The 25,508-nt window shown below is 61.7% G+C and carries 23 protein-coding genes, 2 tRNA genes and 1 pseudogene; 19 read left to right on the forward strand and 7 right to left on the reverse strand.

What is annotated here, in order from left to right; translation table 11 throughout:
• Positions 1-60 precede the first annotated feature (60 nt).
• On the reverse strand, positions 61-2,316 hold the full coding sequence (locus AC6I6L_RS18385) for an NADP-dependent malic enzyme (RefSeq protein WP_497919224.1): 2,256 nt from the start codon (positions 2,314-2,316) through the stop codon (positions 61-63).
• 146 nt (positions 2,317-2,462) lie between these two features.
• On the opposite strand from AC6I6L_RS18385, the gene AC6I6L_RS18390 reads away from it, so the two are divergent.
• Positions 2,463-2,933 (forward strand): phosphopantetheine adenylyltransferase, encoded by a 471-nt coding sequence (locus AC6I6L_RS18390; protein ID WP_497919225.1) that lies wholly within the window; start codon positions 2,463-2,465, stop codon positions 2,931-2,933.
• A gap of 283 nt (positions 2,934-3,216) precedes the next feature.
• Here AC6I6L_RS18390 and AC6I6L_RS18395 read toward each other — a convergent pair whose 3' ends face one another.
• Positions 3,217-3,525 (reverse strand): transcription initiation factor IIB family protein, encoded by a 309-nt coding sequence (locus AC6I6L_RS18395; RefSeq protein ID WP_497919226.1) that lies wholly within the window; start codon positions 3,523-3,525, stop codon positions 3,217-3,219.
• A gap of 269 nt (positions 3,526-3,794) precedes the next feature.
• Here AC6I6L_RS18395 and AC6I6L_RS18400 point away from each other — a divergent pair, with 269 nt between their 5' ends.
• Both AC6I6L_RS18400 and AC6I6L_RS18405 read left to right on the forward strand, forming a co-directional pair.
• On the forward strand, positions 3,795-3,968 hold the full coding sequence (locus AC6I6L_RS18400; RefSeq protein WP_497919227.1) for a hypothetical protein: 174 nt from the start codon (positions 3,795-3,797) through the stop codon (positions 3,966-3,968).
• Between the two features lie 46 nt (positions 3,969-4,014).
• Positions 4,015-4,099, forward strand: a tRNA-Leu gene (locus AC6I6L_RS18405).
• Positions 4,100-4,614: 515 nt separating this feature from the next.
• On the opposite strand, the gene AC6I6L_RS18410 is transcribed toward AC6I6L_RS18405, so the two are convergent.
• The gene (locus tag AC6I6L_RS18410; protein WP_497919228.1) at positions 4,615-4,995 is read right to left on the reverse strand and encodes a DUF8108 domain-containing protein; all 381 of its coding nucleotides are present in this window, start codon (positions 4,993-4,995) and stop codon (positions 4,615-4,617) included.
• 960 nt (positions 4,996-5,955) lie between these two features.
• Between AC6I6L_RS18410 and dacZ the strand changes: the two genes are divergently transcribed.
• Positions 5,956-6,768, forward strand: coding sequence for a diadenylate cyclase DacZ (dacZ, locus tag AC6I6L_RS18415; RefSeq protein WP_497919229.1), 813 nt, complete (start codon positions 5,956-5,958; stop codon positions 6,766-6,768).
• Position 6,769: 1 nt separating this feature from the next.
• Positions 6,770-7,537: a mechanosensitive ion channel family protein gene (locus AC6I6L_RS18420; RefSeq protein WP_497919230.1), complete on the forward strand. Its 768-nt coding sequence runs from the start codon at positions 6,770-6,772 to the stop codon at positions 7,535-7,537.
• A 208-nt stretch (positions 7,538-7,745) separates the two neighbouring features.
• Here the strand turns inward: AC6I6L_RS18420 and AC6I6L_RS18425 are convergent, their stop codons facing one another.
• Both AC6I6L_RS18425 and AC6I6L_RS18430 read right to left on the reverse strand, forming a co-directional pair.
• Positions 7,746-7,934, reverse strand: coding sequence for a DUF7344 domain-containing protein (locus AC6I6L_RS18425; protein WP_497919231.1), 189 nt, complete (start codon positions 7,932-7,934; stop codon positions 7,746-7,748).
• A 455-nt stretch (positions 7,935-8,389) separates the two neighbouring features.
• Entirely contained in the window at positions 8,390-8,980 is a 591-nt protein-coding gene (locus AC6I6L_RS18430) for a helix-turn-helix domain-containing protein (protein ID WP_497919232.1), read from the reverse strand.
• On the opposite strand from AC6I6L_RS18430, the pseudogene AC6I6L_RS18435 reads away from it, so the two are divergent.
• From AC6I6L_RS18435 to AC6I6L_RS18445, 3 genes and pseudogenes are all read left to right on the forward strand, one after another.
• A pseudogene (locus AC6I6L_RS18435) lies at positions 8,971-9,278 on the forward strand (zinc ribbon domain-containing protein); the annotation flags it as partial. The gene AC6I6L_RS18430 and the pseudogene AC6I6L_RS18435 overlap by 10 nt on opposite strands.
• Before the next feature lie 424 nt (positions 9,279-9,702).
• A complete protein-coding gene (locus AC6I6L_RS18440) occupies positions 9,703-10,569 on the forward strand; it encodes a helix-turn-helix transcriptional regulator (RefSeq protein ID WP_497919233.1) in 867 nt (288 codons plus the stop codon).
• A gap of 224 nt (positions 10,570-10,793) precedes the next feature.
• The gene (locus tag AC6I6L_RS18445; protein ID WP_497919234.1) at positions 10,794-11,087 is read left to right on the forward strand and encodes a PRC-barrel domain-containing protein; all 294 of its coding nucleotides are present in this window, start codon (positions 10,794-10,796) and stop codon (positions 11,085-11,087) included.
• Here AC6I6L_RS18445 and AC6I6L_RS18450 read toward each other — a convergent pair.
• Positions 11,084-12,532 carry a DHH family phosphoesterase gene (locus AC6I6L_RS18450; RefSeq protein WP_497919235.1) on the reverse strand — a complete coding sequence of 483 codons (1,449 nt, stop codon included), beginning with the start codon at positions 12,530-12,532 and terminating at the stop codon, positions 11,084-11,086. The genes AC6I6L_RS18445 and AC6I6L_RS18450 overlap by 4 nt on opposite strands.
• A 172-nt stretch (positions 12,533-12,704) precedes the next feature.
• Between AC6I6L_RS18450 and AC6I6L_RS18455 the strand changes: the two genes are divergently transcribed.
• Both AC6I6L_RS18455 and AC6I6L_RS18460 read left to right on the forward strand, forming a co-directional pair.
• A tRNA-Lys gene (locus AC6I6L_RS18455) sits at positions 12,705-12,778 on the forward strand.
• Positions 12,779-13,030: 252 nt separating this feature from the next.
• Positions 13,031-13,699 carry an MBL fold metallo-hydrolase gene (locus AC6I6L_RS18460; protein ID WP_497919236.1) on the forward strand — a complete coding sequence of 223 codons (669 nt, stop codon included), beginning with the start codon at positions 13,031-13,033 and terminating at the stop codon, positions 13,697-13,699.
• A gap of 12 nt (positions 13,700-13,711) precedes the next feature.
• Here AC6I6L_RS18460 and AC6I6L_RS18465 read toward each other — a convergent pair whose 3' ends face one another.
• On the reverse strand, positions 13,712-14,026 hold the full coding sequence (locus tag AC6I6L_RS18465; protein ID WP_497919411.1) for a hypothetical protein: 315 nt from the start codon (positions 14,024-14,026) through the stop codon (positions 13,712-13,714).
• Positions 14,027-14,169: 143 nt separating this feature from the next.
• On the opposite strand from AC6I6L_RS18465, the gene AC6I6L_RS18470 reads away from it, so the two are divergent.
• From AC6I6L_RS18470 to AC6I6L_RS18510, 9 genes are all read left to right on the forward strand, one after another.
• Positions 14,170-15,468, forward strand: coding sequence for a P-loop NTPase (locus AC6I6L_RS18470; RefSeq protein WP_497919237.1), 1,299 nt, complete (start codon positions 14,170-14,172; stop codon positions 15,466-15,468).
• Positions 15,469-15,743: 275 nt separating this feature from the next.
• Entirely contained in the window at positions 15,744-19,277 is a 3,534-nt protein-coding gene (locus AC6I6L_RS18475; RefSeq protein WP_497919238.1) for a molybdopterin-dependent oxidoreductase, read from the forward strand.
• A gap of 12 nt (positions 19,278-19,289) precedes the next feature.
• A complete protein-coding gene (locus AC6I6L_RS18480) occupies positions 19,290-20,483 on the forward strand; it encodes a 4Fe-4S dicluster domain-containing protein (RefSeq protein WP_497919239.1) in 1,194 nt (397 codons plus the stop codon).
• Positions 20,484-20,513: 30 nt separating this feature from the next.
• Positions 20,514-21,329, forward strand: coding sequence for a TorD/DmsD family molecular chaperone (locus tag AC6I6L_RS18485; RefSeq protein WP_497919240.1), 816 nt, complete (start codon positions 20,514-20,516; stop codon positions 21,327-21,329).
• A gap of 201 nt (positions 21,330-21,530) precedes the next feature.
• Positions 21,531-22,112, forward strand: a complete 582-nt coding sequence (mobB, locus tag AC6I6L_RS18490) for a molybdopterin-guanine dinucleotide biosynthesis protein B (protein ID WP_497919241.1) — start codon at positions 21,531-21,533, stop codon at positions 22,110-22,112.
• Between the two features lie 172 nt (positions 22,113-22,284).
• Entirely contained in the window at positions 22,285-22,953 is a 669-nt protein-coding gene (locus tag AC6I6L_RS18495; RefSeq protein WP_497919242.1) for a helix-turn-helix domain-containing protein, read from the forward strand.
• A 184-nt stretch (positions 22,954-23,137) separates the two neighbouring features.
• Positions 23,138-23,908, forward strand: coding sequence for an enoyl-CoA hydratase/isomerase family protein (locus tag AC6I6L_RS18500; RefSeq protein WP_497919243.1), 771 nt, complete (start codon positions 23,138-23,140; stop codon positions 23,906-23,908).
• Positions 23,909-24,021: 113 nt separating this feature from the next.
• A complete protein-coding gene (locus AC6I6L_RS18505) occupies positions 24,022-24,483 on the forward strand; it encodes a DUF8593 domain-containing protein (RefSeq protein WP_497919244.1) in 462 nt (153 codons plus the stop codon).
• Positions 24,484-24,617: 134 nt separating this feature from the next.
• Positions 24,618-25,301: a phosphatase PAP2 family protein gene (locus AC6I6L_RS18510; protein ID WP_497919245.1), complete on the forward strand. Its 684-nt coding sequence runs from the start codon at positions 24,618-24,620 to the stop codon at positions 25,299-25,301.
• The last annotated feature ends 207 nt before the right edge of the window (positions 25,302-25,508 follow it).

A 25,508-nucleotide genomic window follows, 5' to 3' on the forward strand; every position in this document is an offset into this window, starting at 1 on the left:
AACGCGGCTAAAACGCAGCGATTAGCGCTCGGCCAGCCTCAGAGAGCGTGTGACCGGGGCTTACTCCTGCTGGGCGTCGACGACTGCCACGCCGGCCAGGTTCACGATGTCTTTGACTTCGTCGCCGCGCTGGAGAACGTGGACCGGTTTGTCCATCCCGACGAGCATGGGTCCGATCGCGTCCGCGCCCCCGAGTCGCTGGAGGAGTTTGTAGCCGATGTTCCCCGACTCGAGGTTCGGGAAGACGAGCACGTTCGCGGGATCGTCGAGTTCGGAGAAGCCGTACGTTCCCTCGAGGATGTCCTCGACGACCGCCGTGTCGGCTTGCATCTCTCCGTCGACCGGAAAGTCGACTTCGGGATCGTCCTGAAGCATCCGGGCTGCACGCCGGGGCTTTCGCGTCCCCTCGTTGTCGACGCTGCCGAAGTTCGAGTATGATAACAGTGCCGCGCGCGGTTCGACGTTGAATCGGCGGGCCAGTTTCCCGGTCTGTTTGGTCACCTCCGCGAGCACGTCCTCGTCGGGAGCCTGATTGACCGTCGCGTCAGCCACGAATATCACGCGGTTCTTGAACGTGAGCATGTAGACCCCCGCCGCGTAGTCGACGTCCTCGTCGGTGCCGATCACCTGCAGGGGTGGCCGCAGCGCCGAGGGGTAATGGTGGGAAAGTCCCGTCAGGAGGGCGTCTGCGTCTCCCTGTTCGACCATTACGCTGCCGAAATAGTTCGAGTCGCGTTCGACGAGTTCGCCCGCCTCCGATCGCGTGATTCCCTTTCGCTGGCGCAGTTCGTGGAGGCGTTCGGCGTAGGCTTCGTAATCACCGACAGACGGATCCGCGACCTGCGGATCGAAGTCCAGACCGAGATTCGCCGCCGTCTGGCGGATCTCGCCCTCGTCGCCGATCAGGACGGGGAGTGCGATCCCCTGTTCCTGGATCTGGTAGGCCGCCCGGATCATCTTCTCGTTTTCGCCCTCCGCGAGCGCGACCGTCTTGGGATCGCTCTTGGCCTTGTTGAGAACGACGCGCATCATCTCGCGGGATTTTCCCAGTCGCGCCTCGAGTTCCTCCGCGTAGGCATCGAGATCGATCTCGGTCCGGGCAGCGCCGGACTCCATCGCGGCTTCCGCGATCGACGGAGCAACCCGGAACAGCACCCGCGGGTCGACCGGTTTCGGGATGATGTAGTCGGGACCGTACTGGATCGGGTCGTCGCCGTAGGCCTTGACGACCGCGTCGGGAACGTCCTGCCGGGCGAGTTCCGCCAGCGCCTCGGCGCAGGCGACCTTCATGTCCTCGTTGATCTCGGTCGCGCGGACGTCGAGCGCCCCGCGGAAGATGAACGGGAAGCCGAGCACGTTGTTGACCTGATTCGGGTAGTCCGAGCGTCCCGTGGCCATGATGACGTCGTCGTCGCGAGCCGCCTTCGCCTCCTCGTAGCCGATTTCGGGGTCCGGGTTGGCCATCGCGAAGACGATCGGGTCGTCGGCCATCGACTGGACCATCTCCTGAGAGACGATGCCGCCGATCGAGAGACCGACGAAGACGTCCGCGCCTTCCAGGGCGTCCGCGAGGTTGCCTCCGGGAGCGTCGCGGGCGAACTGCCGCTTGTACTCGTTTACCTCGCCGCGTTCGGCTCGTTCAGCCGTAATAATGCCGGAGGAATCACACAGCGTGATGTTCTCTTTCTTGCAACCGAGCGAGACGTAAAAGCGGGCCGTCGCGATCGCGCTCGCGCCGGCACCCGAGAACGTGATTTCGAGATCTTCGAGATCCTTGCCCGCGATATCCGCTGCATTGAGCAGGGCAGCACCCGAGATGATCGCCGTCCCGTGCTGGTCGTCGTGGAAGACGGGGATATCGATCTCCTCGCGGAGGCGTTCCTCGACGGTGAAACACTCGGGCGCTTTGATGTCTTCGAGATTGACGCCGCCGAAGGTCGGTTCCATCATTTTCACCGCTTCGACGAGTTTGTCGGGGTCGGCTTCGTCGAGTTCGATATCGAAAACGTCGATGTCCGCAAAGCGCTTGAACAGGACACCTTTCCCCTCCATGACGGGTTTGGACGCCTGTGCGCCGATATTGCCGAGTCCTAACACGGCAGAGCCGTTCGAGACGACGCCCACGAGGTTCCCCTTGGCCGTGTACGTGTAGGCATCCGTCTCGTCGGCGTCGATTTCCATACAGGGGGCTGCAACGCCGGGTGAGTACGCGAGTGACAGATCGCGCTGCGTGTTCGTCGGCTTCGTCGTCGAGATTTCGATCTTTCCGGGCGGGTCCGTCCGGTGATACTCCAGTGAGTCCTCGTCTAGTCCCATACGGGGGACAGTGCGGGGCAGGACTAAAAACAATGCGAAGGGGACATTCGACAGCTGTCGAACCCCGGCAGTGGTGGCAGGGAACTCGATCGGGTGTCACTCCTCGATTCGACCGTTTTATACGCACTGCGGAACTGGGGTGGGATATGGACGTCGCGCTTGGTGGGACGTTCGACCCCGTCCACGACGGTCACCGACGGCTGTTCGAACGGGCGTTCGAACTCGGAGACGTGACCGTCGGCTTAACCAGCGACACTCTCGCGCCGAAAACGCGACACGTCGAGCGACGGGTGCGATCGTTCGACGAGCGAAAACGCCGTCTCGAGACAGAACTCGACCCACTTGCCGCGGCCTCTGATCGGGAATTCGAAGTCCGCAAACTCGACGAACCGACCGGCATCGCGACCGAACCGCAGTTCGAGTATCTCGTCGTCTCGCCGGAGACGCGCGACGGCGGCGAACGGATCAACGAGATTCGGCGTGAACGCGGTCACGACCCGCTCGAAGTCGTCGTCGTGCCACACGTTCTGGCCGAAGACGACGACATCATTTCGAGCACTCGAATCGTGGCGGGCGAAATCGACGAACACGGAAACCTGCAATCAGAGGATTCCTGACGGCGACTCGAGCCGTCGTGATCGGGTCCCGGTGTCCGAGTCGAACGCTCCCCTCGGGCCACGTGCCACCTTCGTCGTGTCGTACGTCCATCGTGATCTGTAACCGGCGATCGCCCGGCAGGGGCGACGATCACCGGGAACACGGTACACCGCGCCGTAACAGACGGTCCGACAGCCCTCGACGGCCACCCCGTCCGTTCAATACCGCGGACTGTCCGCGCAGTTTTGCAAGCGTATTCTACAGTTACGCCGGTAAGCGACTCGCTGACCAGTGAAACGATCGCTACCAGCGGGGTGGTTCGAGACCCGCCGACTCGAGAAGGTCTTTCCAGCGCGACTGTATCGAGAGTCGAGAGACGTCGGCTGCGTCAGCAACCGCGCCCTGCGTCCGGCCGTCGCCCGCGACGAGCGATCCGGCGTAGAGACTGGCGGCCAGAACGGCCCGTTTTGATCGGTCAGCGTCCGGAACGTCCGCAAGAAAGAGATCGACCGCGCACGATCGCGCCTCGGCAGAGAGATCGAGCCGATCGGCAATCCGCTCGAGTTCGTCGAGCCACGGTTCGTATTCGACGCGGTCTCGGGCGCTATACATACCGTGGACTCTCTTGCCATTGCGGATAAACCTACGGTCCACCGTTCCCGTGCGGGCGAAGAGCGTAACCGTCGATGGCCGCCCCTCGAGTGGCTCCGTGAAACGGTGTCCAATGGTGTGCTAGACGGGGCAACGTTCAGATACGAACGACTCAGCGAATCGGCCGTTCACGCCCGGTTTCACTAGGAGACGGCTACTTAAACGGGTGAAGCGCTTACGCTGGAGCGACGCCCGTCCCGTGCTGTCAGCCCGTGGCCTGCGTCCGTCTCATGAAAGAACCAACGTGCAAACTCGTCTGTACCGGTTGTGGTCTCGAAATGCCGTACCGAGATCGATCGCTAGCCGAACAGGCGGCAGAACTCCACCAGCTTCGCGATCCGGAGCACGTGACATTTATCGTTCCTCCGGACTGGTCGCCCGAAGAGCCGGTCACACACGAGTAACACGGATCGACAGGTTCTTACTCGAATCGGAAAAATCGAGAGGTGAGCGCGGGTAGCCAAGCTAGGCCAACGGCGCAGCGCTTAGGACGCTGTCCTGTAGAGGTCCGCCGGTTCGAATCCGGTCCCGCGCACTGAGCGAGTTTTCGAGCGTAGCGGAAAAAACGAGTGAGGGAGCAAGAGCGGATTCGAACCGGACAAGCTGCGGCGGCCGAACGACGTGAGGCCGATCGTTCTGACGAGGGTCGAATCCGGTCCCGCGGAGTGATGCGGGCGTACAGACGCTTCTCGGTCGGCCCGAAGCAGACCGCAGTCGGGTTGCGGAGACGGACATAGAGGCGCTGGAAGCCAAGATTGATGATGCCGTGTACGACCTGTTCGATCTCGATGCGGGCGAGCGCGAGGTCATCGAGGACTACTTGGAAGTGCTCTGAGCAGCGGCCCCATCGGGCCGGTCCCCGCGTTGTTCATCTCGTGTGGCGTTGTCTGTCTGTTTTCGAACGGTGGGCAGTCGGGAGAGCGCAAAAATGCAGTCAAAATCAACCCAATCGCGCGAGCCGACTTACCAAAACGTGCGCTCGAAACCGTCATTCGTGTGCTTACCCCTCCCCCCCATCGTTACGCTTCTCGTCAGGTTCAACCCGTCCCCTCAGAGGTTTTGAATAATATCTTCTCTCTTTGATTCGTACTCCGCCTCGGAAAGCAGCCCTTCCTCACGCAATTCCTCCAGGGTCCGAAGGGCGTCCGCTGGTTCTTTCTCCGCGGGGGATTCTTGCTCCACGCTCGTTTGTTTGTTCTCCCGAAGCACGGTTTTCTCATACTGCCGCTTCTTGTGTTCGTGGTACGCCGCGTTTCCGAACCCGAGCGTCCACCACCCTGTCAAAATGAACATCACCAAATGACGGATGATTCCCGCTTTTTTCGGCTGGCCCATCACGACGCGGTCGCACTCCAGTTCCAGCACCTCCCACCCTTCCGCTTCTTTGTCCTCGATTCGGTTCCGGAGGTCATCGGAGTACGACTGGTACATCTTGTTCCGATTCGACGACTCTCCGGTGAACGCGTCTTTTGCTCCGGCAGCAGGCCCTTTCAGTACCTGTTGAGGGTCCGCTTCGAGACCACATCTTCGACACTCGAAGTGCGATTGCTGATTATCCCAGTCTTTGCTCCCACACTCCGGACAGTCTACGAGAAAATTATCGACAAACGGCATGACTAACGTTTATACTAACAGTACTTGTCAGTTCCGTCCCCCTACAGATTGGTGCGAAAGGGAATAGCGACTGGGGCTGTCGCGTAGAAGCACTGTCACATTTGGCGTTTAGTTACGTACTCTCGAAGTTGAAATTGCGGATAGTCACCCAAAGTGCCGTGTAACGACCCGTGGCGCTTAGGATGCTGTTCCATAGGGGTCGGCCGGTTCAAATCCGTTCCCGCGCATGCTTCTCCGAGCACTACCGCGAGGAGAAGCATCTCGACGTGGATTTGAACGAGAGCAGGCACGCGCAACATCGCGAGCACGTCTTCGCGTTGTTCAAATCCGGTCCCGCGCACTGAACGAGTTTTCGAGCGACGCGAGAAACCGACTAATTGGGGGCCTGCAAGAGTCCAACACTCGCTGACCTCTCTGAACATCGGCGCTAAGGCCCGGCTTCGACGGGTGAAGCGAGTGACCTCCCCTCCCTCAAAGAGCGAACGGCGTGGGCCGTGAGCGGATACGGTACTTCTTAATATTGATCGTATCGTCACACAGTAAAATCAGCCACCGTATGACGATTCACCCAACCTTTCCGACTCTCGCACGCACCAATGGACAATGCTGTCGCAACCGACAACAGTCGGTCCAGCGCTGTTGAACCATCATCGGTCGAGTTCCCGTCATTCGATCGGTCAGGTGACGAGATTCATCGATCGATCGTCCGAACCGAACGACAGACAGACGTCAGACGGTCCACAACGCTTATTCACGCGGCAACGGGTTGTATGAGCAATGGCCGGATTAGCCGACGTGTTCGGGGACCTTTACTCGAGTGTCGACGCAGTTGTTCTCTTTTCCCCGAGTGGGTCGTACTACGAACGGTTCGCGGAGGTCGAAGATATCGAGGTGATCGTCATCGGTACCGAAAACGTCGTCGGGGCCGATACCTTCGTCGAACTGCCGCTTTCGTTCGACGACGTCTCTGATCGGGTTCGATTCGGGCTGGAAGGCGCACTCGAACAGGACATCATCGAAGACGGTGACGCACTGGCCTGTGCGACGAGCGTCTTCAGCGACGAGATCGACACGGTCTCTCGGGTTCGTGCGAACGCAGAGCAACACATCGGGATTTACGATCTCTTCGCGAAGTCGCGTGCGGACCCCGAAGTCATCAAGGCGGTGCTGGAGGTGGCGATCGAACTGGGGAAAAAAGGACAGAAGGGCAAACCCGTCGGCGCGCTGTTTATCGTCGGTGACGCGGGCAAGGTGATGAACAAGTCCCGACCGCTCTCGTACAATCCCTTCGAGAAGTCCCACGTCCACGTCGGCGATCCGATCGTCAACGTGATGTTAAAGGAGTTCTCGCGACTCGATGGTGCGTTCGTCATTTCGGATGCGGGCAAGATTGTCTCGGCGTATCGCTACCTCGAGCCGTCTGCAGAGGGGGTCGACATTCCGAAAGGCCTCGGTGCCCGCCACATGGCCGGCGGTGCCATCACGCGCGATACGAACGCCATCGCGATCGTGCTCTCGGAGAGCGACGGCCTCGTTCGGGCGTTCAAAGCCGGAGAACTAATTCTGGAGGTCGACCCGGAGGCGTACTAATATGGTTGACTGGCAGACGCTCGTCGACGAGCCGGCCGTCATCGCCGCGGCGGTGCTCGCACTCGGACTCGTCATCGGCTATCTGGTCGGCCGACTCAACAAGGAGTTGCTCACCGCCTCCGGCGTTCCCGAGGCCGTCGAGGGGACGCCCTTCGAGCGAACGGCCCAGTCGATCGGCACCTCGACGGTCGAAATCGTCGCCCGGCTGAGTTCGTGGTTCATCTACGGGATCGCCGTCCTGACGGCGATTCACATCGCCCAACTGCTCGATACGGACGCGTTCTGGCTGCGCGTGACGGAATTTATCCCGCAGGTGTTTATCGCCGTGCTGGTGCTCATCCTCGGGTTTATTATCGCAGATAAGATCGAACTGGTCGTCAGCGAGTACCTCCGGGGTGTCAAACTGCCCGAAGTTTCGGTGATTCCGAAGGTCGTCAAGTACTCCGTCCTCTACGTCGCGTTTATCATCGCACTCGGACAGATCGGCGTCCACGTCCTCGCGCTAATGATTTTGTTGACGGTGTACGCGGGCGGTATCGTGCTGATCGGTGCCTTCGCGTTTAAAGACTTTATCGTCTCGAGTGCGGTCGGCATCTACCTGTTGCTCAATCAGCCCTACGGAATCGGCGACGAGATCAAGATTGGCGATCAGTCGGGGATCGTCCAGGAGGTGGATCTGTTCGTCACGAAAATCGAAAACGACTCCGAGGAATACATCGTCCCCAACCGGAAGGTGTTCGAGAACGGGATCGTTCGGATTCGAGACTAACGGCTCCCCGGCTCGTCGAGGTTTCCGCTCTCGGCTGCAGCAGCGAGAAACAGCGTACTGACCGGGTCTCGAATCGCTGGCGTAGTTTTCTATCCCACTGATGGGATGGACACGCGGACGAGACGTGCTTGACGAGGAGATTGTAAAGATTGCCTACTGGGATTCGAATGGGCAACAACGAATGGGCCGCGGGTCCGCATTAAACGTATCAGAACGCGTCGTTTGGAATGCGTCCCTTATTATCACTAAGTAATTGAATCACGGGCTCGATCTCATCCCAGTTTGGCCCCTTCGCGATCGTTCCCGTATCTCTGTTCCACGAAATATAGCCTGTGGTGTCCAGTTTTGGGAGATGCGTATGAACGAGGGCAATCTCGGATTCCGTGTTCTCTCGCACACCTTGTTTGCGATGGGATTGTGATCCATTAGTTCGAAAAGTATTCGCCGTCGGGTTTGATGTCCGAGTGCATCTGCGACGTGATCGAAACCCATTCTAACCCCTATACGCATAGATAGGCGATCAAGTGGTATTTGTCCTGTGCATGGTACACAATGTTCCTGTCCGGGTTTGTGAATTAGCGATAAATAAAGCGTGTCAGAGAATACGCCTCATCCCCGCTATTCACCGATTATATCGTTTTCATTTCGCCAGCGAGGGCGTAATTTCACCGTTACTGGTTTTGTTCGTTGACGAATATGCGAACGATACCAGTTGGGAACCATCGTATGACACGCTCAAAGACTGCTTTCGAGGCGAGGATTCATACGGACTACGGTCAGTCATTTCCGGTGCAACCGCGACTCGTCTGCGGTTACCCCAATAACTCATCCAGCAGACCGTATCAGTTGTGTTCAGGCTTCATCCGCCGACTCATACTCCTCTTCCGATTCGTCCTCCAGTGCGATGACCGTGTTGTCGGTGAGTGTCTCGATCGCGCGACGCAATCGCTCCGTAACCGCCTGATCGGAAATACCGAGCTGGTCGGCAAGATCTTGCGTTGATATGCGTCTTGGGATCGAGTAGTAGCCCCCATCCACAGCGCGTATTAGCGTTTCACGCTGGGCACCCGTCACGCCGTCCCACGTCCCCGTCCCAGGACGGACGGGATTGTAGATGTGGCCGACTTCGAGGGCAACGTGTGCGTTTGAACAGTATTCTTGAAACTCACTGAGCATCTCGCGGGTAGGAAATCGGATCTCGAACTCCCATTTGGTGGCCGCCCCGGTGGCACTCAGCAACTGTCCGTTCAGATCGATAACTCCCTGAAAGAACACGTCGCGAGAGACGTTCCAGTCCAGCGAATACAGTCGCTCGCCGTCGTATCGAGTCACCTCCACAATGCGCTCGACCGACGGGTGAGTAGCGACGGTTTTTTCGAACGATTCTCGGACGTCATCGCCCACCGAAAAGAACGGGACGGCTTTCTCGCCCAGTGGGACCATCCTACACGAGTCAGACGTGTCACGAGTGTGGCCACATCGGGCACCGGACCGGCGACGAGTTCCGGTGCCAGAACGACGAGTGTTGGGTCACGGAGTACCACGCGGACATCAACGCGGCGGTCAACATCGCTGACCGCCACGACCCGTGTGGGGTGAGAGCCTGCCGCTGATACCGGCGGGCGATGACATCTCACAGGATGGGAGCGCCTGTGACAGCGCCAGGACCCCCACCGAGCAGAGCCAACCACGGGAGATGACGCTCGGAGAGGCCGGGTCGGAACCAACTGCCGGTAGTTAGCCGGTATTCCCATGTAGGGAAGCCCCACCGTTCACGGCGCGGAGGATGTCACCCGCGATAGCCCGTAGCTGTTCTGACGTCGCTCGTACGTGGAATTTACACCGGTCACTGGTGATGGAGAAAATCCCGATGAGGCCGATCCGGGCAAAATCGGCCGCGAGGGATCGTGCCGGTTTGTCAGAGGCACCCCGGCATATGGCTCTTATATTACCCAGTCGTAAACACTCTTTCGTCGAAAAACACGCCACCAGCTGGTTATGACATATAACTGTTGTTGCTATTTATATAATATCGATTCTGTCGCCCGTGTCGCATCGCCGTTCGAACCCTGCATCGGTCACGGCACTCGACCGCCAGCACGCCCGGTACGGCCGGTCCGCCGAGACGGGCACGAGTTATATATATTCGACACATCGTGCCTCCAATGAGCGCCGAGGGGGATGAAACGCCGCTGCTCGAAACGGTCCGTCGGCGGGAGACGCTGCTCCGACAACTCGCCGGAAAACCGGCGAAGCTGGACACGCTCGCCGCCGCGCTCGATACCGCACGATCGACGGTCAACAGGGGGTTGACAGAACTCGAAGCTGCCGATATGGTCGAATCCATCGATGGCCGGTACCGGACGACGCTCGCGGGAGAACTCTTTCTCGAGGAGTTCAACCGTTTCGTCGACCGCCTCGAAGACGTTGTGGCAGCCAAAGCGGTGCTCGGCTCGCTGCCGGCGAGCGCGACGATCGATCACCGACTGCTCGAGGGAGCCGACATCGTCGTCAGTGACCGAGTCGATGGCAAGCCGGTTCCCGACGGGGCACCCTGGGCTGGGACCGCGATCGAACCGGAGGCCGCCCTCGAGTCCGTCGTCGAACCTGGAACGCACCACCGAGTCTACGTCCCGTCGCTCTCTCACCAGCTCGTCGGGACCTACACCGACGCCATCTGCGAGGGCCTCTCCGTCGACGTTATCGTGCCGACAGGCTCCGTCGGACCGTTGCTGGCCAATTTTCAGCAGCCGACCGCCGAGGGGCTGGCTGCCGGACGTCTGGGGCTGTTCGAGACGACGACGACTTTGCCGTACGCCCTCATCGTCGTCGACTTCGAGTCGATCACGGCCGACTCCCCCTTCGATCGAGACGGAGCGATCGACGCCCTCGCCATCCTCGTCGTCTGTGATCGCAGTACCGGAGCGATACGGGGGCTCATCGCGAACGATAGCGTCAGCGCGATCGACTGGGCGACGACACAACTCGAGATCCTCAAAGCGAATGCCTGGGAACTGTACAGCCACGACTGATATCGCCCGCACTGTCGATCACTCTCCCGGTTTGTCATGCGATGAGCACTCGTCGGGCGGGGCGTCACCGTGACGACCGTCGGAAATCGGTCGCCGGATCAAGACGCCACGCCGGGTGAGTTTCCGACCGCGTCGGCGTATCCGGCCTAGCGATCGGCGCCATCAGGCCAGCAGACTGTCTCGTCTGACCAAGAATTAAGAGTTAGCCGCGCATGATGCCTGATATGGACGACATACCGCAGGAGATTACCTCTCTCGTCGGCCGTGAGGTGTACTCGAACAACGGCGTTTTCGTCGGCGAAGTCGAGGACCTCCGACTGAACGTCGACGGAGAGGCGGTAACCGGACTCGCACTCGGCAGTCTCAACACGGAACTGTTCGCGGAAGAAGCACGAACCGGGCAGGGCGTCATCGTCCCCTACCGCTGGGTGCGTGCCGTCGGGGACGTCGTCCTTATCAACGACGTGGTCGAGCGCGTCCGTGAACCGGACGACGAAGAAACCGAACTCGTCGCCTAACTGCCGTTCGATCCTTCGGTTCCCTCGACGCCCATCGCGTCGAACAGCGTCCGTTTGACGGCCTCTTCGGTCAACTCCAGCAGCGTCTCCCGGGTATCCTCCGAGATCTCGATCCCCGTGAAAATCCCCAGCGGAATCTGTGCGCTCGCCTGTGTAGAGTGGCCCGCGGTCTCGCCCATCTCGCTGTAGGCGTCCTCGAGCACTTTGCCGATGTTGATTCGGATATCCTTCGATCGACCAGCGAGGAAGATCGTCTCGTCGGCGATTCCGAAGACCGCCGTCGTCGTTACACCTTCGAGATTCAACAGGTGGCTCGCAGCCTGGGTCAGCGCCTCGCGGTCGCGGACGAAGCCGGCGTTGGAGACGAGGTGACTTCCCTGAACGTCCCGATTGGCGATCGCCTCTGCGAGCACGTCCAGCGTCTCGGGTGACATCGACGGCGACTCGACCTGTTCTAAGGTGTCGTGGTTGGCAAACGGATAGAGATACGCGGCGGCCGTAAGGTCGGCGGGGGTAGTGTCGCGTTTGAAATCCAGCGTCTCCGCACGGATGCCGTACAGCAGTGCGGTGGCGACCTCTTCGGAGACGTTCATGTCGAACTCCTGGATGTACTTCGTCATGATCGTCGACGTCGAGGACATGTTCGGTCGAATGTCGACGAACTCGGGGTCGTACTCCTCGTCCGGTTCGTGGTGATCGATGAGAATGTCGACCGGGAGGTCCATCTCGGTCGACGTCGCGTGATCGACCAGCGCGACGGTATCGTAGATCGATCGATCCTCGATTTCGTCCCACTGGACGAGGTCGATCCCCAGCAGATTGACGAACGCGCGGTTCTCCTGATGCCCAACGTCGCCAAGATAGATAATATCGGAGTCGACGCCGAGGTGGGTGGCGATCGCCTGTAACGCCGCGGCGCTGGCGATCGAGTCCGGGTCCGGACTGTCTTGGGTGACGATGGCCAGTCGCGATCCCGTTTCCTCGAGTAGCTGGGCGATCTTACCCGCATTGTACTCGAGTTCGCCGGATTCGAGCGCTCGAAGCGCTGATTCTGCGATCACCGACGACGGGTTGATGACGATGTCCGCGCCGAGTTCCTCGAGTTCGTCGCCGGAAACCGGATCGCTCGCGCGCGCGACAACAAACTGGGTCCCGTTTTGCATGCGGATGTTCTCGACGGCGTGTTTGTTCGCCTCGACGTCGGAGGCGAGAATGAGGACCACGTCCCGATCGGCAACGAGATCCGCGGCTTCCGGTTCGCGGATATCTGCCGTTCGGGCATCGAGGTCCTGGTCGCGGAGCGACTCGACGCGACTTTCGTCCCGATCGATAATGCGGACGTCTTTCCCCTGTTCGACGAGTTCCTCTGCGACGGCGTACCCGACGCTCCCACACCCGAGGATCGCGTAATCAGAGATCGACGAGATCGTAACCCCCGTACTCATTGAGAGAATCGTCGGACCCACCGCACTTAACGCTCCCGAAGAATGGTACGTTTCGAGACTGATCGAGATTCCGGCGCGTTCGGCGCGGTCTGATCGGCCGTCGTGACTCTCACTATCACGACGCCGTCCAAGGGAAACGTATTTCAATCCAGATCCGAAAGTCGCTGGTAGAGGGCCGGTAGCTCAGTCCGGCAGAGCGTCTGACTCTTAATCAGACGGTCGCGTGTTCAAATCGCGCCCGGCCCGCTTTTGCCACGAGCAAATTCGCGAGTGGCAAAGCGGTCACGAGCGATTTGAACTAGACGAGTCGCAGCCCGCGCAACGAAGTGAGCAGGAACGTCTCGGCGTAGTTCACAATCGCGCCCGGCCCGCCTCCGGAACGCCCCCTGCCCGCACCGATCGAGCATCCCGATCGAAACACCTCGCTTCCACCGGCAATCGATCGCCGCTCAAACGACTGCCTTATAAGACACCGCGCCGCGTACGTCCCGATCGATCATGGCTGTCACGTACAACGAAATCACGTTCGAGCGGGTGGGTCACGCGAGCAAGCGTCTCGAAACCGCCGAGGGGACCGTCATCTACGTCGATCCGTGGAGCGAGGTCGTCGACGGCGAACCGGGCGACGGCGATATCGTCTTCGTCACGCACGACGACTTCGATCACTACGACCCCGACGCGATCGAGGCGGTCGCGAAATCGGACGCGACGATCGCGGTGTACGACGCGATCGACACCAGCGACCTCACGGTTGACGTGGACGTCGAACTGCCCCACGAGGGCGAGGCAACCGTCGACGGCATCGAGGTCCGGACGGTGCCCGCGTACAACGATCCCGACGGCGAGCACGTCGACGACGACGGCAACCCGTTCCACGCCGAGGGCGAGGTGATCGGTCTCGTGATGACGATCGACGGCACGACGATCTTTTTCCCGTCGGATACGGACTTCCTCGCTCACCACGAGTCGATCGACGCCGAGGTGGTCGTCCCGCCGATCGGGGGTCACTACACGATGGATCGCCACGAGGCGGCGGCCCTCGCACGAAGCGTCGGTGCCGACCTGGTGTTGCCCGAACACTACGACACGTTCGAGGCGATCGAAACGGATTCCGAGGCGTTTGCTGACGAACTCGAGAGCGACGGAATTCGCGTCGAACTGTTCTGAGACGGAACGTCGTTACTTCGGACTGAATCGATTGGTTCGGTTGTCGTCGCCATCCGCTTGCCGGCCGCGACCGCGCTCGTTGTTCCCATCGTTGCCGTCCGGCCCTCGCTCGTCGTCGTAGATGTCGATGTGATGGACCGCACTCGGAGAGAGAAGCCGATTCCCTTCGAGTTCGAGCCAGCCGTTTGCGTGGACGACGATCGGACCCTCGTAGAGGACGTCCTCGGCGTCGGTGCCGTCGTAGACGACGACGTCCTGATAGGCCCGCGTGAGCGGGTTCATCTCGCCGGAAACGATCGATTCGCGCGAAAAGGGCGGTGGAAACATCGCTGTCTCCGAGTGACGATGGCCGAACCCATAAGTGCTCGCGAACTGACTCGATCGATCGGCCGAGACGGGCCGAATCGTCTCTTCCCAGGGCATGAGAACTCCCGACGGGTGAAATACCGATTCGAGACGAACCGCCGAGTATGACAGACGAGACGCCACGGAGCGACGACGAGATTAGACGGTCGGTCGTCGATCACGTGCGGGAGGTCCAGATCCCCGGCGGCGACCCGATCAGCGAGGGATTGCTCGAAGACGTCTCGGTCGAGTCGGGCGTCATCACGTTCACGGTCGATTTCGGTCGACTTGATCGCGGGCTGACCGATCGCGTCGCCGACCAGATTCAGGGTGCGGGACTGGCCACGGACGGTGTCGTCCACGCGCGGGTCGAGGCGGCCGACGTCGGCTCGCCACAGGAGGGGCTGCCGGTGACGGGAACCGACGCGATTATCGCGGTCGGCAGCGCGAAAGGCGGCGTCGGGAAGACGACGATCACCGTCTCGCTCGCACGCGCGCTAGACGAGGCCGGACTCGACGTGGGCGTCTTCGACGCGAACGTCCACGCGCCGGATGCGCCCGACCTGCTCGGCGCGGAGGGACCGATTCGATCGACGCCGGGTGGAAATCCGATGCCCGCACTGGCCGATGGAATCGAGGTCGTCAGCGTCGAATTGATCGCAGACCAGGGACCGAACGCCTGGCGAGGTGCGATGATTCACGAGGCGGTCAAAGACCTCCTCGGAAACGCGGTCTGGGAGGACCGCGACGTATTGCTCGTCGACCTTCCGCCCGGAATCGGTGACGCCGTCTACACGATCATCCAGCAGGCACCGATCGACGGCGGGTTGCTCGTCGCCACGCCGACCGAGGCGGGCGCTCGCGGGACCGGGCGCACGGCGTCGCTGTTCGACACCAACGACGTGCCGACGATCGGCGTCGTACCGAACATGGTTGGCTCGGTGGCGGGGCCGGCCCCCTTCGACGGTGACGAGTCGGTGCTCGAAGCGGACGTGGTCGAGGACGCCTACGCCTCGATCGATCCGGTGCCGTTCGATCCGGCGCTGCAGGACCCGCTGGCGCGGACGTGTACCGACCCGGAAACCGAAGGTGAGCGAGCGATCGACGCGCTTCGGGAGACGATCGAGTCGTTCATCGCGGACCACCGCGGGCCGGGCGTACCCGAGGGAGCGGTCGACCTGCGCGGACTGCCGCCGGAGACGACTCGACGCCACGCCGTCACGGAAGTCGGGACGACGATCGGTACTCCCGCCTCGATCGTGATGCGCGGCGAACCGGATGAGCTAATCGAGGTCGTCGAGGAGACGCTCGATCGCGGCGGTCACGCTCTCGCACGCGCTGAGGTCGATGATCTCGGCCACAAGGGATGGCTGATCGAATTCGAATCGGAACCGGCGACGGCGGGACCCGAGCGAGCGGCGTGAGGGGATCGCGTTTGCGATCGGGAATCTCCGAGCACGAGAAGTCCCGACGCAATCGGCTGGACTGTCGACCGATTATAAAAACCCGTTATTCCGAGGAAATCCGTCGAGCCGTCCCCAGACCGTGGGAATAGCCGTTTTAGGGTTAAGTCGAGCAACCGCAGGTGGGGATGTGATGGCACAGGAACGATCGGCTTCCGAACGACGCCTGCGACGGGCACGGGTGACAGCACCGCCCGCCGAACGAGACCGGCACGCCGCGTGTGCGGGGTGGGACGATGAGTGAGAGCGAGGCGTCCGAGGACGGTCTCAACCTGACGCGGCGAGAAATCGGCGCGGCTGCGGCCGGGATCGCCGGCGCGTCGGGACTGGGGCTGCTCGGTTTCCGACGACTGACCGCCGACACGGCCGACGAGGACGGGGACGACGCTCTGAACGTCTTCGAGGAGTATCCGAACGAGGACTGGGACCAGAAGTATCGCGACGTGTGGGATCGGGACGACGCCTACATGCTCACGTGCCAGCCCAACGACACCCACAACTGTTATCTCGAGGCGTCAGTGTCGAACGGGCAGGTCACGCGCCTCGGGCCGTCGATGAATTTCGGAGAGGCGACCGACCTCGACGGCAACCAGGCGAGCAGCCGCTGGGATCCCCGAGTCTGTAACAAGGGCCTCGCGATGATCGAGCGCTTCTACAGCGATCGCCGCGTGAAAGCGCCGATGGTCCGCGAGGGATTCATGGAGTGGTACGAGGACGGCTTCCCGCGGGACGAGGACGGGTCGATGCCCGCGGAGTACGCCAACCGCGGCGAGGACGACTGGATCGAAGTCGACCACGAGGACGCCTACGAAATCGCCGCGGAGGCGTTCATCGAGATCGCAGACCAGTACAGCGGCGAGTCGGGGATGCAGTCGCTGCTCGAACAGGACTACGACGAACGCGTCGTCGAGCAGACCCAGGGTGCCGGCGTCCGATCGATGAAGTTCCGCGGCGGGATGCCGCTTCTGGGTCCGATCAAACTGTTCGGCCAGTACCGCAACGCGAACTCGATGGCCCTACTCGACCACCACACCCGTGGCGTCAGCGAAGACGACGCACTCGGCGCGGTCGGGCTGGACAACTACTCGTTCCACACCGACCTGCCGCCGGGGCATCCGATGGTCACCGGCCAGCAGACGGTCGACTTCGACCTCGCGAACGTCGAGTACGCCGACCACGTGATCCTCTGTGGGATCAACTACCTCACGACGAAGATGGCCGACTGCCACTGGCTGACCGAAGCCCGGCTGAAAGGGACGCATCTCACCGGCATCTTCACCGACTATAACGCGACCGCCTCGAAGTGTGACGAACTGATCACGGTTCGGCCGGCGACCGACTCCGCGCTGTTCCTCGGCGCAGCCCGAATCCTGATGGAAGACGAACTGTACGACGAGGAGTTCGTCCGCAAGTACACGGACCTCCCCATGCTCGTTCGGCTGGACGAAGGCGAGTTCCTCCGCGCGAGCGATGTCATCGAGGGCCACGAACTCGGCAACCTCGAGAAGACGGCGACCGTCGCCGACGACAGCGATCGACCCGGCGTCGACGTGACGAACGTCGACGAGCAGTTCATCACGCAGGAGATGCGCGAGGAGTGGGGCGACTTCGTGGTCCGGGACGACGAAACGGGCCAACTCGAAGCCGTCACCCGCGAGGAGGTTGGCGACGAGTTCGACGTCGCCGCGACGCTCGAAGGAACCTTCGACGTCGAACTCGCGAACGGCGAGACCGTCGAGGTTCGCCCGGTGTTCGACCTGATCAAGGAACACTTGGTCGAGACGTGGGACACCGAATCGACCGCCGACGTGACCGGGACGGCTCCCGAAGCGATCGAAAACCTCGCTGAAAACCTCGCTGACAATCAGGAGAGCACCCTCATTCTGACCGGGATGGGGCCAAACCACTACACGAATCAGGACCTGAAAGACCGGGCCGCGTTCCTGGTCGCGTCCCTGACCCAGAACGTCGGGAGTTTCAGCGGCAACATCGGCAGCTACGCCGGAAACTATCGGGCGGCGTACTTCAACGGCGTCTGGCAGTACACCCAGGAGACGCCGTTCGACCCCGAACTCGACCCCGACGAGGAAGCCGAGGTCGACGGCCGATTCGATATGCAGTCGGCTCACTGGTATGCCAACCTGGACGAGCCGCTGAAAGTCGACGACGAGTACTTCCAGGGCGACTCCCACATGCACACGCCGACAAAGTCGGTGTGGATCGCCGGCTCGAACTCCTTCCTCGGCAACGCGAAGGGATCCTACAAGATCATCGAGAACGCGCTCCGGACCGGCCGAATCGAGGCGTTCTTCTGTAGCGAGTGGTGGTGGACGATGACCTGTGAGTACTCCGACATCGTCTTCCCGGCGGACTCGTGGGCCGAGCACAACGTCCACGACATCACCGCGAGCGTCACCAATCCGTTCGTCATCACGATGCCCGAATCCGGGATCGATCGGATCTACAACACGCGCAACGACGCCCAACACTACAAGGGGGTCGCCCAGAAGCTCGCGGAGAAACTCGACGAACCACGGTTCGAGGACTACTGGGCGTTCATCGACGAAGACGAGCACAAGGCCAAACCGTACCTCCAGCGGATCATCGACAACTCGAACATGGTCAAGGGGTACGACGTCGAGGAACTGCTCGACGACGCCGCGGACGGCACGCCCGCCCTGATCATGTCCCGGACGTACCCGAAGTACGTCGGGAGTCGACAGATCCAGGACGACGAACCGTGGTACACAAAGACCGGCCGGATGGAGTTCTTCCGCGAGGAAGACGAGTTCACCCAGTCCGGTGAGAACATTCCGGTCCACCGGGAACCGATCGACGCGACGCCCTACGAGCCGAACGTCCTCGTCGACGACAGCGACAGTCCGGTCATCGACCCCGACACGCCCGACGACCTCGGCTGGGCGGATGACGGCGTCGACGACACGAAAGCCCGACAGGTCCGGAACGTAATCAAGACGCCGACGGAGTTGCTCGATTCCAGCCACCCGCTGACCGAACTGGCGGAGGGCTACGAGTACATCTACATGACGCCGAAGTACCGTCACGGCGCACACACGTTCTCGAACTCCCTGCCGAACGTCGCCGTCTGGTGGGGCAACTACGGCGATATGCACCGGGAAGACGAACGGATGCCGTTCTACGGCGAGGGCTACGTCGAGATGAACCCCGGCGACGCTCGCGACGAAGGTTTCGAGGACGGCGACTACGTCTGGGTCGACGCCGACCCGCAGGACCGGCCGTACCCCGGCTACGACCCCGAGGAAGACGACGACAGTTACGCCCGCGCCCTGATGCGCGTGCGATACCAGCCTGCGATGCCGGAGGGCGTCACCCGGAGCTGGATGAACGTCAATCAGACCTCCCACAAGAGCTACGAGGCACAGGAGGAACGAGACGACGGGATGGCCAAAGCGGAGGACACGGACTACGTTTCGCTCTACCGCAGCGGCGGCCACCAGAGCGCCACCACATCGTTCTTCCGGCCGACCCGGCTGACCGACAGCATGCCGCGAAAGGATATGGCCGGCCAGAACATCGACGTCGGATTCGCGGCCGACGTCCACTGTGCCAACGGCGCGCCGAAGGAAGCGTTCGTCAAGATCGAAAAGGAGAGCGACGGCGGTATCGACGACGACGGCAACCCCGACGGCGAGTGGGGACCCGTCGAGAAGGGCATCCGACCGACGAGAGAAGACGACGAGATGGAATCGTATCTGAGCGGCGGCTACGTGACCGAATCAGACGACTAACAGGTGATCACAATGGCGCAAGTATACAACTGGCAGATCGGACGCGAGATGGACTTCCCGTACGCCGAGGCCCGACCGGAGCGACAGTGGGGCGCGGTGTTCGACATCAACAAATGCATCGCGTGTCAGACGTGCACGATGTCGTGCAAGACGACCTGGACCCACGGCGAGGGCCAGGAGCACATGTTCTGGAACAACGTCGAGACCAAACCCTACGGCTCCCACCCGATCGGCTGGGACAAGGAGATCCTCGATCGGCTGGGCGTCCAGGAGTGGGGTTCCGACGGCGTCTACGAGGGAGACACGATCTTCGAGGCGAACGACGTCGACTGGGAGGAGCAGGCACCCGATGACGACCCCGAGAACATCCACGGACAGGGGATCGAAGGCTACCGGCCGGACAGTCAGGACTGGGCACACCCGAACATCGGGGAGGACGAACCCACCGGAGAGTCCTTCGAGTCCGACACGCACATCGACGAGGAGACTCACCCGATGTGGTTCTTTTACCTTCCGCGGGTGTGCAACCACTGTTCCTTTGCGGCCTGTGCCGGCGGCTGTCCGGTGCAAGCGGTGTACAAACGCCAGGAAGACGGTATCGTCCTGATCGACGAAGAGAGCTGTCAGGCCTTTCAAGAGTGCGTTCGGGCCTGTCCGTACGGCAAGTCCGTCTTCAATCCGGAGGAAGCGCGTTCACAGAAGTGCGTCGGCTGTTACCCGAAGATCGAGGAAGGGCTCGTCCCGCAGTGTTTCGAGAACTGTCTCGGGAAGATCCGTCAGCACGGCTGGATCAACACGCCCGACGACTACGATCCCTCGAACCCGATCGACTTCCTCGTCCACGAGAAGGAAGTCGCCCTGCCGCTGTACCCACAGCTCGGTCTCGAGCCGAACGTCTACTACGTCCCGCCGATCAACGTCCCGACGGACTACCTGTACCAGATGTTCGGTCCGGGGGTCGAGGAGGCAAAGGAGACGTACAAAGCCGCCCGCCGCGGCGACGAAGAACACCGCGACTTGCGGGGCCTGCTCCACCTGATGGGATCGACCAAGTACCGCATCGAGGAGTTCGATGTCAGAGACGAGGAAGTGATCGGCTACGACGGAACCGGCTCGACGGTCGCCCGCGTCCCGATGGAGGAACCGCAGTTCGAGCGCGATCACTACGATCAGGACAACGATGTCTACCGACTCGACGTGACGTAACCGGCGAGGACACAACGCAGATACATACCCATGAGTACACAAACACACGTCCACCGCGCGCGACTGTACAAGCTCGCCTCGCTTTCGTTCGATCGACCGATCGACGACGTGACCGAGGCGATGACGGGCGGGGAGTTCGATTCCCAGCTCGTCGAATCCGCAACCGCACTCGGCCACGAGGAGCTACGCGACTACGCCGAGCGGGTCGCCGCCGAGAGTCCGACCGACGAGGATGAGGTCTCCGCCTACTACTCGGACTGGGCGGCCCTGTTCGGCTTCGAGGAGGGTGGTGAAATCCAGCAGTACGAAATCGAGTACGCGTCGGGGACGCTGGTAACGAGTACGGACACGCTGGCGGATATCGCCGGCTTCTACCGGGCGTTCGGCCTCTCGATGGAAGACGGCAGCCGGGAGCGGGTTGACCACCTCTGTTTGCAACTCGAGTTTCTCTCACATCTCGCGTTGCAGACAGCCTACCTCGAAGAGAGCGGCGACGAGAACGGGGTCGAGGTGCTGACTACCGCCCAGGCCGACTTCATCGAGGATCACCTCGGGCGGTGGGTTCCACGATACCGCGAGACTGTGGCCGACGAGGCTGACGTGGCCTTTTACCGCGCACTCGCGGATCTGGTCGACGCCCTCGTCGCGGCCGACGCCGATCGGTTCGGCGTCGATCCGAAGGTGTTCCCCGAAACGCCACCGGAGCCGGCCACCGACGTGTTCACCGACGACGCCGGCGACTTCCGGTGTGGCACCTGCGGATCGAACCCGTCGCCGCCGACCGCCGGTCCCGCCGAACGCAGCGCACCACAGCCGCCCCGCGGCGATCGAAACGGGCCGTACTGACCTGACTGGGACGCTGCGATTCGATCCGATACAATTCGCTCGGCCGTTCGAGAGCTCGGAAGGCGGCCCTGCAGGCACCGCTGCCAGTCGTTGCTCATTGCCACGTGGTCACTCCGTCTCGCTCGGTCTCATCGCGTCCGTTCCGCTCGAACGGCGGTCGAACGGATCTTGTCTCTGCGAACCGAACCCGTACAGCGTGACATGAGTCGAGAGTCATCGATTCGAGCCGTCTGCATCGCCGGTCCGAGCGATTCGGGGAAAACCACCCTGGTCGAAGGTCTCGTCCCACGACTCGCTACGGAAGGGAGGGTCGCCACTGTCAAGTCGATCCACCACGACATCGAGATCGATACCCCGGGTACGGACACCCATCGCCACCGAACTGCGGGTGCCGAAACCGTCGTCGGAATCACGCCCGAACTGACGTTCGATATCAGTACGCGCGGGAAGCGGAACCCGCCGACCGTGCCGAGTGGAATCAACCCCTTCGAGAGCGACGAGCCAGAAACCGACGACCCCGAGACCGGCGACCCCGAACTGCAGGCACTCGCGAGTACCCTCGATCGCCTCCGATCGCGGGGGTACGACGTCGTCCTCGTAGAGGGGTTTACGAACGCACCACTGCCGACCATCCTCGCCGGTGAGCAACCCCCGTCATCGGTCGGTGGCGATATCGTGGGTCGGGCATCCGACGATCTCGAGACGCTTGCCGAGACGATTCTCGATGTCGATCCGATCGGTCCGAGCGGAACGGGTGACGATCGACCGATCGATCCGTCCTGAAAGCGAGCGCCGGCGGCGGCAATCGAGTCGAAATACCCGGCCGACACCGTTTCTCGGATCGACGTTTCGAGAGCATCAAAGCATTAAGAGAGCCTGAATGTCGTCGTGGACGGTTCTAATCTCTTTGGAACCGAGGTTATTGCACTCCCTGTCGTACCCGGTACCGAGACATATGACATCAATCGCAGACATCGAAATTCCGGCCAGTGGAACCGGACTGGGGGAGCTATTCGAGGCCGTCCCCGCGCTCACGTGCGAAATGGAGCGTGTCATCGCGTCGAGCGGACACGGCCTGTGGCTCGCCGGTACGTCTCAGTCGGAAATCGAGGACGCCCTTGCAGAAACGTCTGCGATCGGTGACTACTCCCTGATCAGTTCAGAGGAGGATCGCTGGCTGTACGACATCGCCTTCGATCCCGAGACAACCGACGTCTTCGAGGTCGTCCTCGAGGAGAACGGAACCGTACTGAGCGCATCCGCGTCGAACGGAACCTGGCTGTTGAGCATCCGGTTTGCCGATCGCGAGGGCGTCAGTTCGCTCTACGACCGACTCGTCGAACAGGACGTCAGCCCGACGATCGTTCGGTTGTTCGACATGACGAAAGCGGCCCACACCGAGTGCGGCCTCACCGCCCGCCAGTACGAAACTCTGGTCGCGGCGATCGATCACGGCTACTTCGAGATTCCGCGCGAGGTCTCGATGCAGGAGCTCTCCGAAGAGCTGAATATCTCGCATCAGGCCCTCTCGGAGCGACTCCGTCGAGCGTACCGCGCGCTCGTCACATCAGAACTTAACGTCACCGAGGACGAGACGACTGCCCCGCAAGTCCCCTCGAACTGAGTTTCGTTCGGTCGATCGATTCGGCCGTTTCAAGGGCGACTATAGCTGTACCCGCTTCTCACCCGCCACGTTCTGATCGGACGCCACCCATCGATCGGGCGCGCCCCAGAGAGCCAGCAACCGGTCGGTCGCTACGTCCGGCCCGACGCCCACCATTATTACCGTCGCCCCGCACTGTGAGACCATGAACGTCGACAGCGAAAACGGGGTGTTGTGGCTCACGTTCGATCGTCCGGGAGTTCTCAACGCGATGACGATGGAAACCGCCGAGGAACTGGCCGAGGCGATCGAAGACGCCTCACCTGACGCCTATCACGCGATCGTCATCACCGGGGAGGGGGCCGCGTTCAGTGCCGGCGGCGACATCGAAACGATGGCCGAAGAGCCGGCACCGCCACAGGAGTCCTACGAGGGCATCACGGACACCTTCGGGCGCGTCGTCGAGGCGATGCTCGAGTGCCCGGTTCCGATCGTCGCGAAAGTAAACGGCGACGCGATCGGGGCGGGGCTCTCGATCGTCGCCCTCTCGGATATCGCCTACGCGACCGAGGGGGCGACGTTTTCCTGTGCGTTCGTCCGCGTCGGCCTCGTTCCGGACACCGGCGGGACGTTCATGCTGCCACACATCGTGGGCCTCCGAGCGGCGAAGAAACTCGCGTTCACCGGCGAGTTCTTCGACGCCGATCGTGCGGCCGACCTGGACCTGGTCAACGAGTCGGTTCCGGCGGACGAACTCGACGATCGCGTACGGGAAACCGTGGATCGACTCGGTCGTCGCCCGACCGACATCATCGGGTTAATGAAACAGGCGATGCACGAGAACATGAGCCGCGACTGGGAGGACGCCCTCGATTACGAGAGCCTGTTGCAGGTGCAAGCGCGCAGTTCCGACTCCCACGAGGAGGGCGTCAGCGCCTTCCTCGAAGGACGCGACCCGGCGTTCAACGAGGGATAAGGAGCCACCAGCGAGTGGCGTTCGATCCGAGCACCGAGACGCGGACGAGGGGTGGGTCGCAGGCCAAAGCAAGCACCACCATCTTGCGCGTGCTTGTTATGCGTTATAGCGTAATGTCTCCACAGTTTTCCGACGACGACATCGGCAAGACGGTCGTAAACGAGCACGGTGAGGAAGTCGGTATGGTTGCGGCCGTCGAACACGGAACGGCACACGTCGAACCGGATCCGGGAATCGCCGATACGATCAAGGCAAAACTCGGCTGGGGCGGCACCGACGAAGACACGTATCCGCTACAGGAGGAGGCAGTCGCCACGGTCACCGACGACCAAGTGCGCCTCGAAAGCGACCTCTCGGGAAGCACCGACACCGGAACCGGCCGAACCGAAGCAGGGACCGGAGCGACGGGCAGCGCTGGCGCTGGTACCGGAACCGATCGAGATGCAGGGATGGGTCGTGACGATGAGGGTCTGATGAACGACGACGATGACGACGGGCTGATGAACGACGACGATGACGACCTCATTGGCGACGACGACGATGATGACGACATCGCCGGCAACGATGCGCGATAACGACCGGTGACAGGAGCAAAATTCCGTCGGTGACGGATCACCGAACCGATCGCTGACTCGCTGCGCGTTGCCGCCACGGGGCCACGATTCGCAGTCGATAACCCTTTTCCGGTGGTCCAGCCTACATCGAGTCAATGTCGCGAGGAATCGGCGGTGTCGACTACGTACAGGAACTACTGCCAGAGTGGTTGGCACCGGGTGTCGCACTCGTCACGCAACTTGGTGATATCTGGTTCATCACGCTGATTCTCGGGGTACTCTACTGGAGACACCGCAGCGAATCCGTCGCGATCATCGTCGGCCGAACGATCGGCGGATTGGGGGTGGTCTACACCCTGAAGTATCTGTTTTCGTTCCCGCGCCCAAACCGGCCGCTACTTCCGGCCGAGCAGGTGCCGTCGCTCGTCCAGTCGCTGTACGAAGCGACCGCGTTTGCCGACGGCTACGGCTTCCCCAGCGGGCACGCACTCGTGACGACGGTCGTCTACGTCTCCCTCGCCGGCACACTCTCGATCGGCACGCGCCGGCAACGCTATCTGGCTGCCGCAGCGATCGTCGCCGCCGTGAGTCTCTCACGGGTCGCACTCGGCGTCCACTATCTCGTTGATGTCGTCGCCGGTGTCGGCGTCGGCCTGGCGTTCCTCGCGGCCACGAACGTGGTATTCGATCGCTACCCAGCCGACCGGGCTACGATTTCGTTCGTCATCGCGAGCGCGTTCGGCGCGACGGCCGTTCTCGCAAGCGCGGGACATCTCGAAACAGTGCTCCTCCTCGGTGCAGCACTTGCCGCACTCGGCGGGTGGGTTGCGCTTGACTGAGGCGACCCTCGATCGGGATTGCCGTCGCCGGGGTTGTCGTCCTCCCGATCGCCGTCTCGTCACAGCGCGTCGAGGGTGGACGGTCATCTCCGGGGTTTTGCTGGACGGTGTCCGTCTGGAATGTGAGACGGTAACAAATTAAAACGACTGATACGGTCTGCTATGACGATTTACCGGTGCAACCGCGACCGTCTGCGGTTGTACCGG

The organism is Halosolutus sp. DAT137 (assembly GCF_059736405.1).

Bases quoted from the DNA above. Each gene is read 5' to 3' on its own strand.
- AC6I6L_RS18385 (WP_497919224.1), bottom strand. From the start codon at position 2,316: ATGGGACTAGACGAGGACTCACTGGAGTATCACCGGACGGACCCGCCC.
- AC6I6L_RS18390 (WP_497919225.1), top strand. From the start codon at position 2,463: ATGGACGTCGCGCTTGGTGGGACGTTCGACCCCGTCCACGACGGTCAC.
- AC6I6L_RS18395 (WP_497919226.1), bottom strand. From the start codon at position 3,525: ATGTATAGCGCCCGAGACCGCGTCGAATACGAACCGTGGCTCGACGAA.
- AC6I6L_RS18400 (WP_497919227.1), top strand. From the start codon at position 3,795: ATGAAAGAACCAACGTGCAAACTCGTCTGTACCGGTTGTGGTCTCGAA.
- AC6I6L_RS18410 (WP_497919228.1), bottom strand. From the start codon at position 4,995: ATGTACCAGTCGTACTCCGATGACCTCCGGAACCGAATCGAGGACAAA.
- dacZ (WP_497919229.1), top strand. From the start codon at position 5,956: ATGGCCGGATTAGCCGACGTGTTCGGGGACCTTTACTCGAGTGTCGAC.
- AC6I6L_RS18420 (WP_497919230.1), top strand. From the start codon at position 6,770: ATGGTTGACTGGCAGACGCTCGTCGACGAGCCGGCCGTCATCGCCGCG.
- AC6I6L_RS18430 (WP_497919232.1), bottom strand. From the start codon at position 8,980: ATGGTCCCACTGGGCGAGAAAGCCGTCCCGTTCTTTTCGGTGGGCGAT.
- AC6I6L_RS18440 (WP_497919233.1), top strand. From the start codon at position 9,703: ATGAGCGCCGAGGGGGATGAAACGCCGCTGCTCGAAACGGTCCGTCGG.
- AC6I6L_RS18445 (WP_497919234.1), top strand. From the start codon at position 10,794: ATGGACGACATACCGCAGGAGATTACCTCTCTCGTCGGCCGTGAGGTG.
- AC6I6L_RS18450 (WP_497919235.1), bottom strand. From the start codon at position 12,532: ATGAGTACGGGGGTTACGATCTCGTCGATCTCTGATTACGCGATCCTC.
- AC6I6L_RS18460 (WP_497919236.1), top strand. From the start codon at position 13,031: ATGGCTGTCACGTACAACGAAATCACGTTCGAGCGGGTGGGTCACGCG.
- AC6I6L_RS18465 (WP_497919411.1), bottom strand. From the start codon at position 14,026: ATGTTTCCACCGCCCTTTTCGCGCGAATCGATCGTTTCCGGCGAGATG.
- AC6I6L_RS18470 (WP_497919237.1), top strand. From the start codon at position 14,170: ATGACAGACGAGACGCCACGGAGCGACGACGAGATTAGACGGTCGGTC.
- AC6I6L_RS18475 (WP_497919238.1), top strand. From the start codon at position 15,744: ATGAGTGAGAGCGAGGCGTCCGAGGACGGTCTCAACCTGACGCGGCGA.
- AC6I6L_RS18480 (WP_497919239.1), top strand. From the start codon at position 19,290: ATGGCGCAAGTATACAACTGGCAGATCGGACGCGAGATGGACTTCCCG.
- AC6I6L_RS18485 (WP_497919240.1), top strand. From the start codon at position 20,514: ATGAGTACACAAACACACGTCCACCGCGCGCGACTGTACAAGCTCGCC.
- mobB (WP_497919241.1), top strand. From the start codon at position 21,531: ATGAGTCGAGAGTCATCGATTCGAGCCGTCTGCATCGCCGGTCCGAGC.
- AC6I6L_RS18495 (WP_497919242.1), top strand. From the start codon at position 22,285: ATGACATCAATCGCAGACATCGAAATTCCGGCCAGTGGAACCGGACTG.
- AC6I6L_RS18500 (WP_497919243.1), top strand. From the start codon at position 23,138: ATGAACGTCGACAGCGAAAACGGGGTGTTGTGGCTCACGTTCGATCGT.
- AC6I6L_RS18505 (WP_497919244.1), top strand. From the start codon at position 24,022: ATGTCTCCACAGTTTTCCGACGACGACATCGGCAAGACGGTCGTAAAC.
- AC6I6L_RS18510 (WP_497919245.1), top strand. From the start codon at position 24,618: ATGTCGCGAGGAATCGGCGGTGTCGACTACGTACAGGAACTACTGCCA.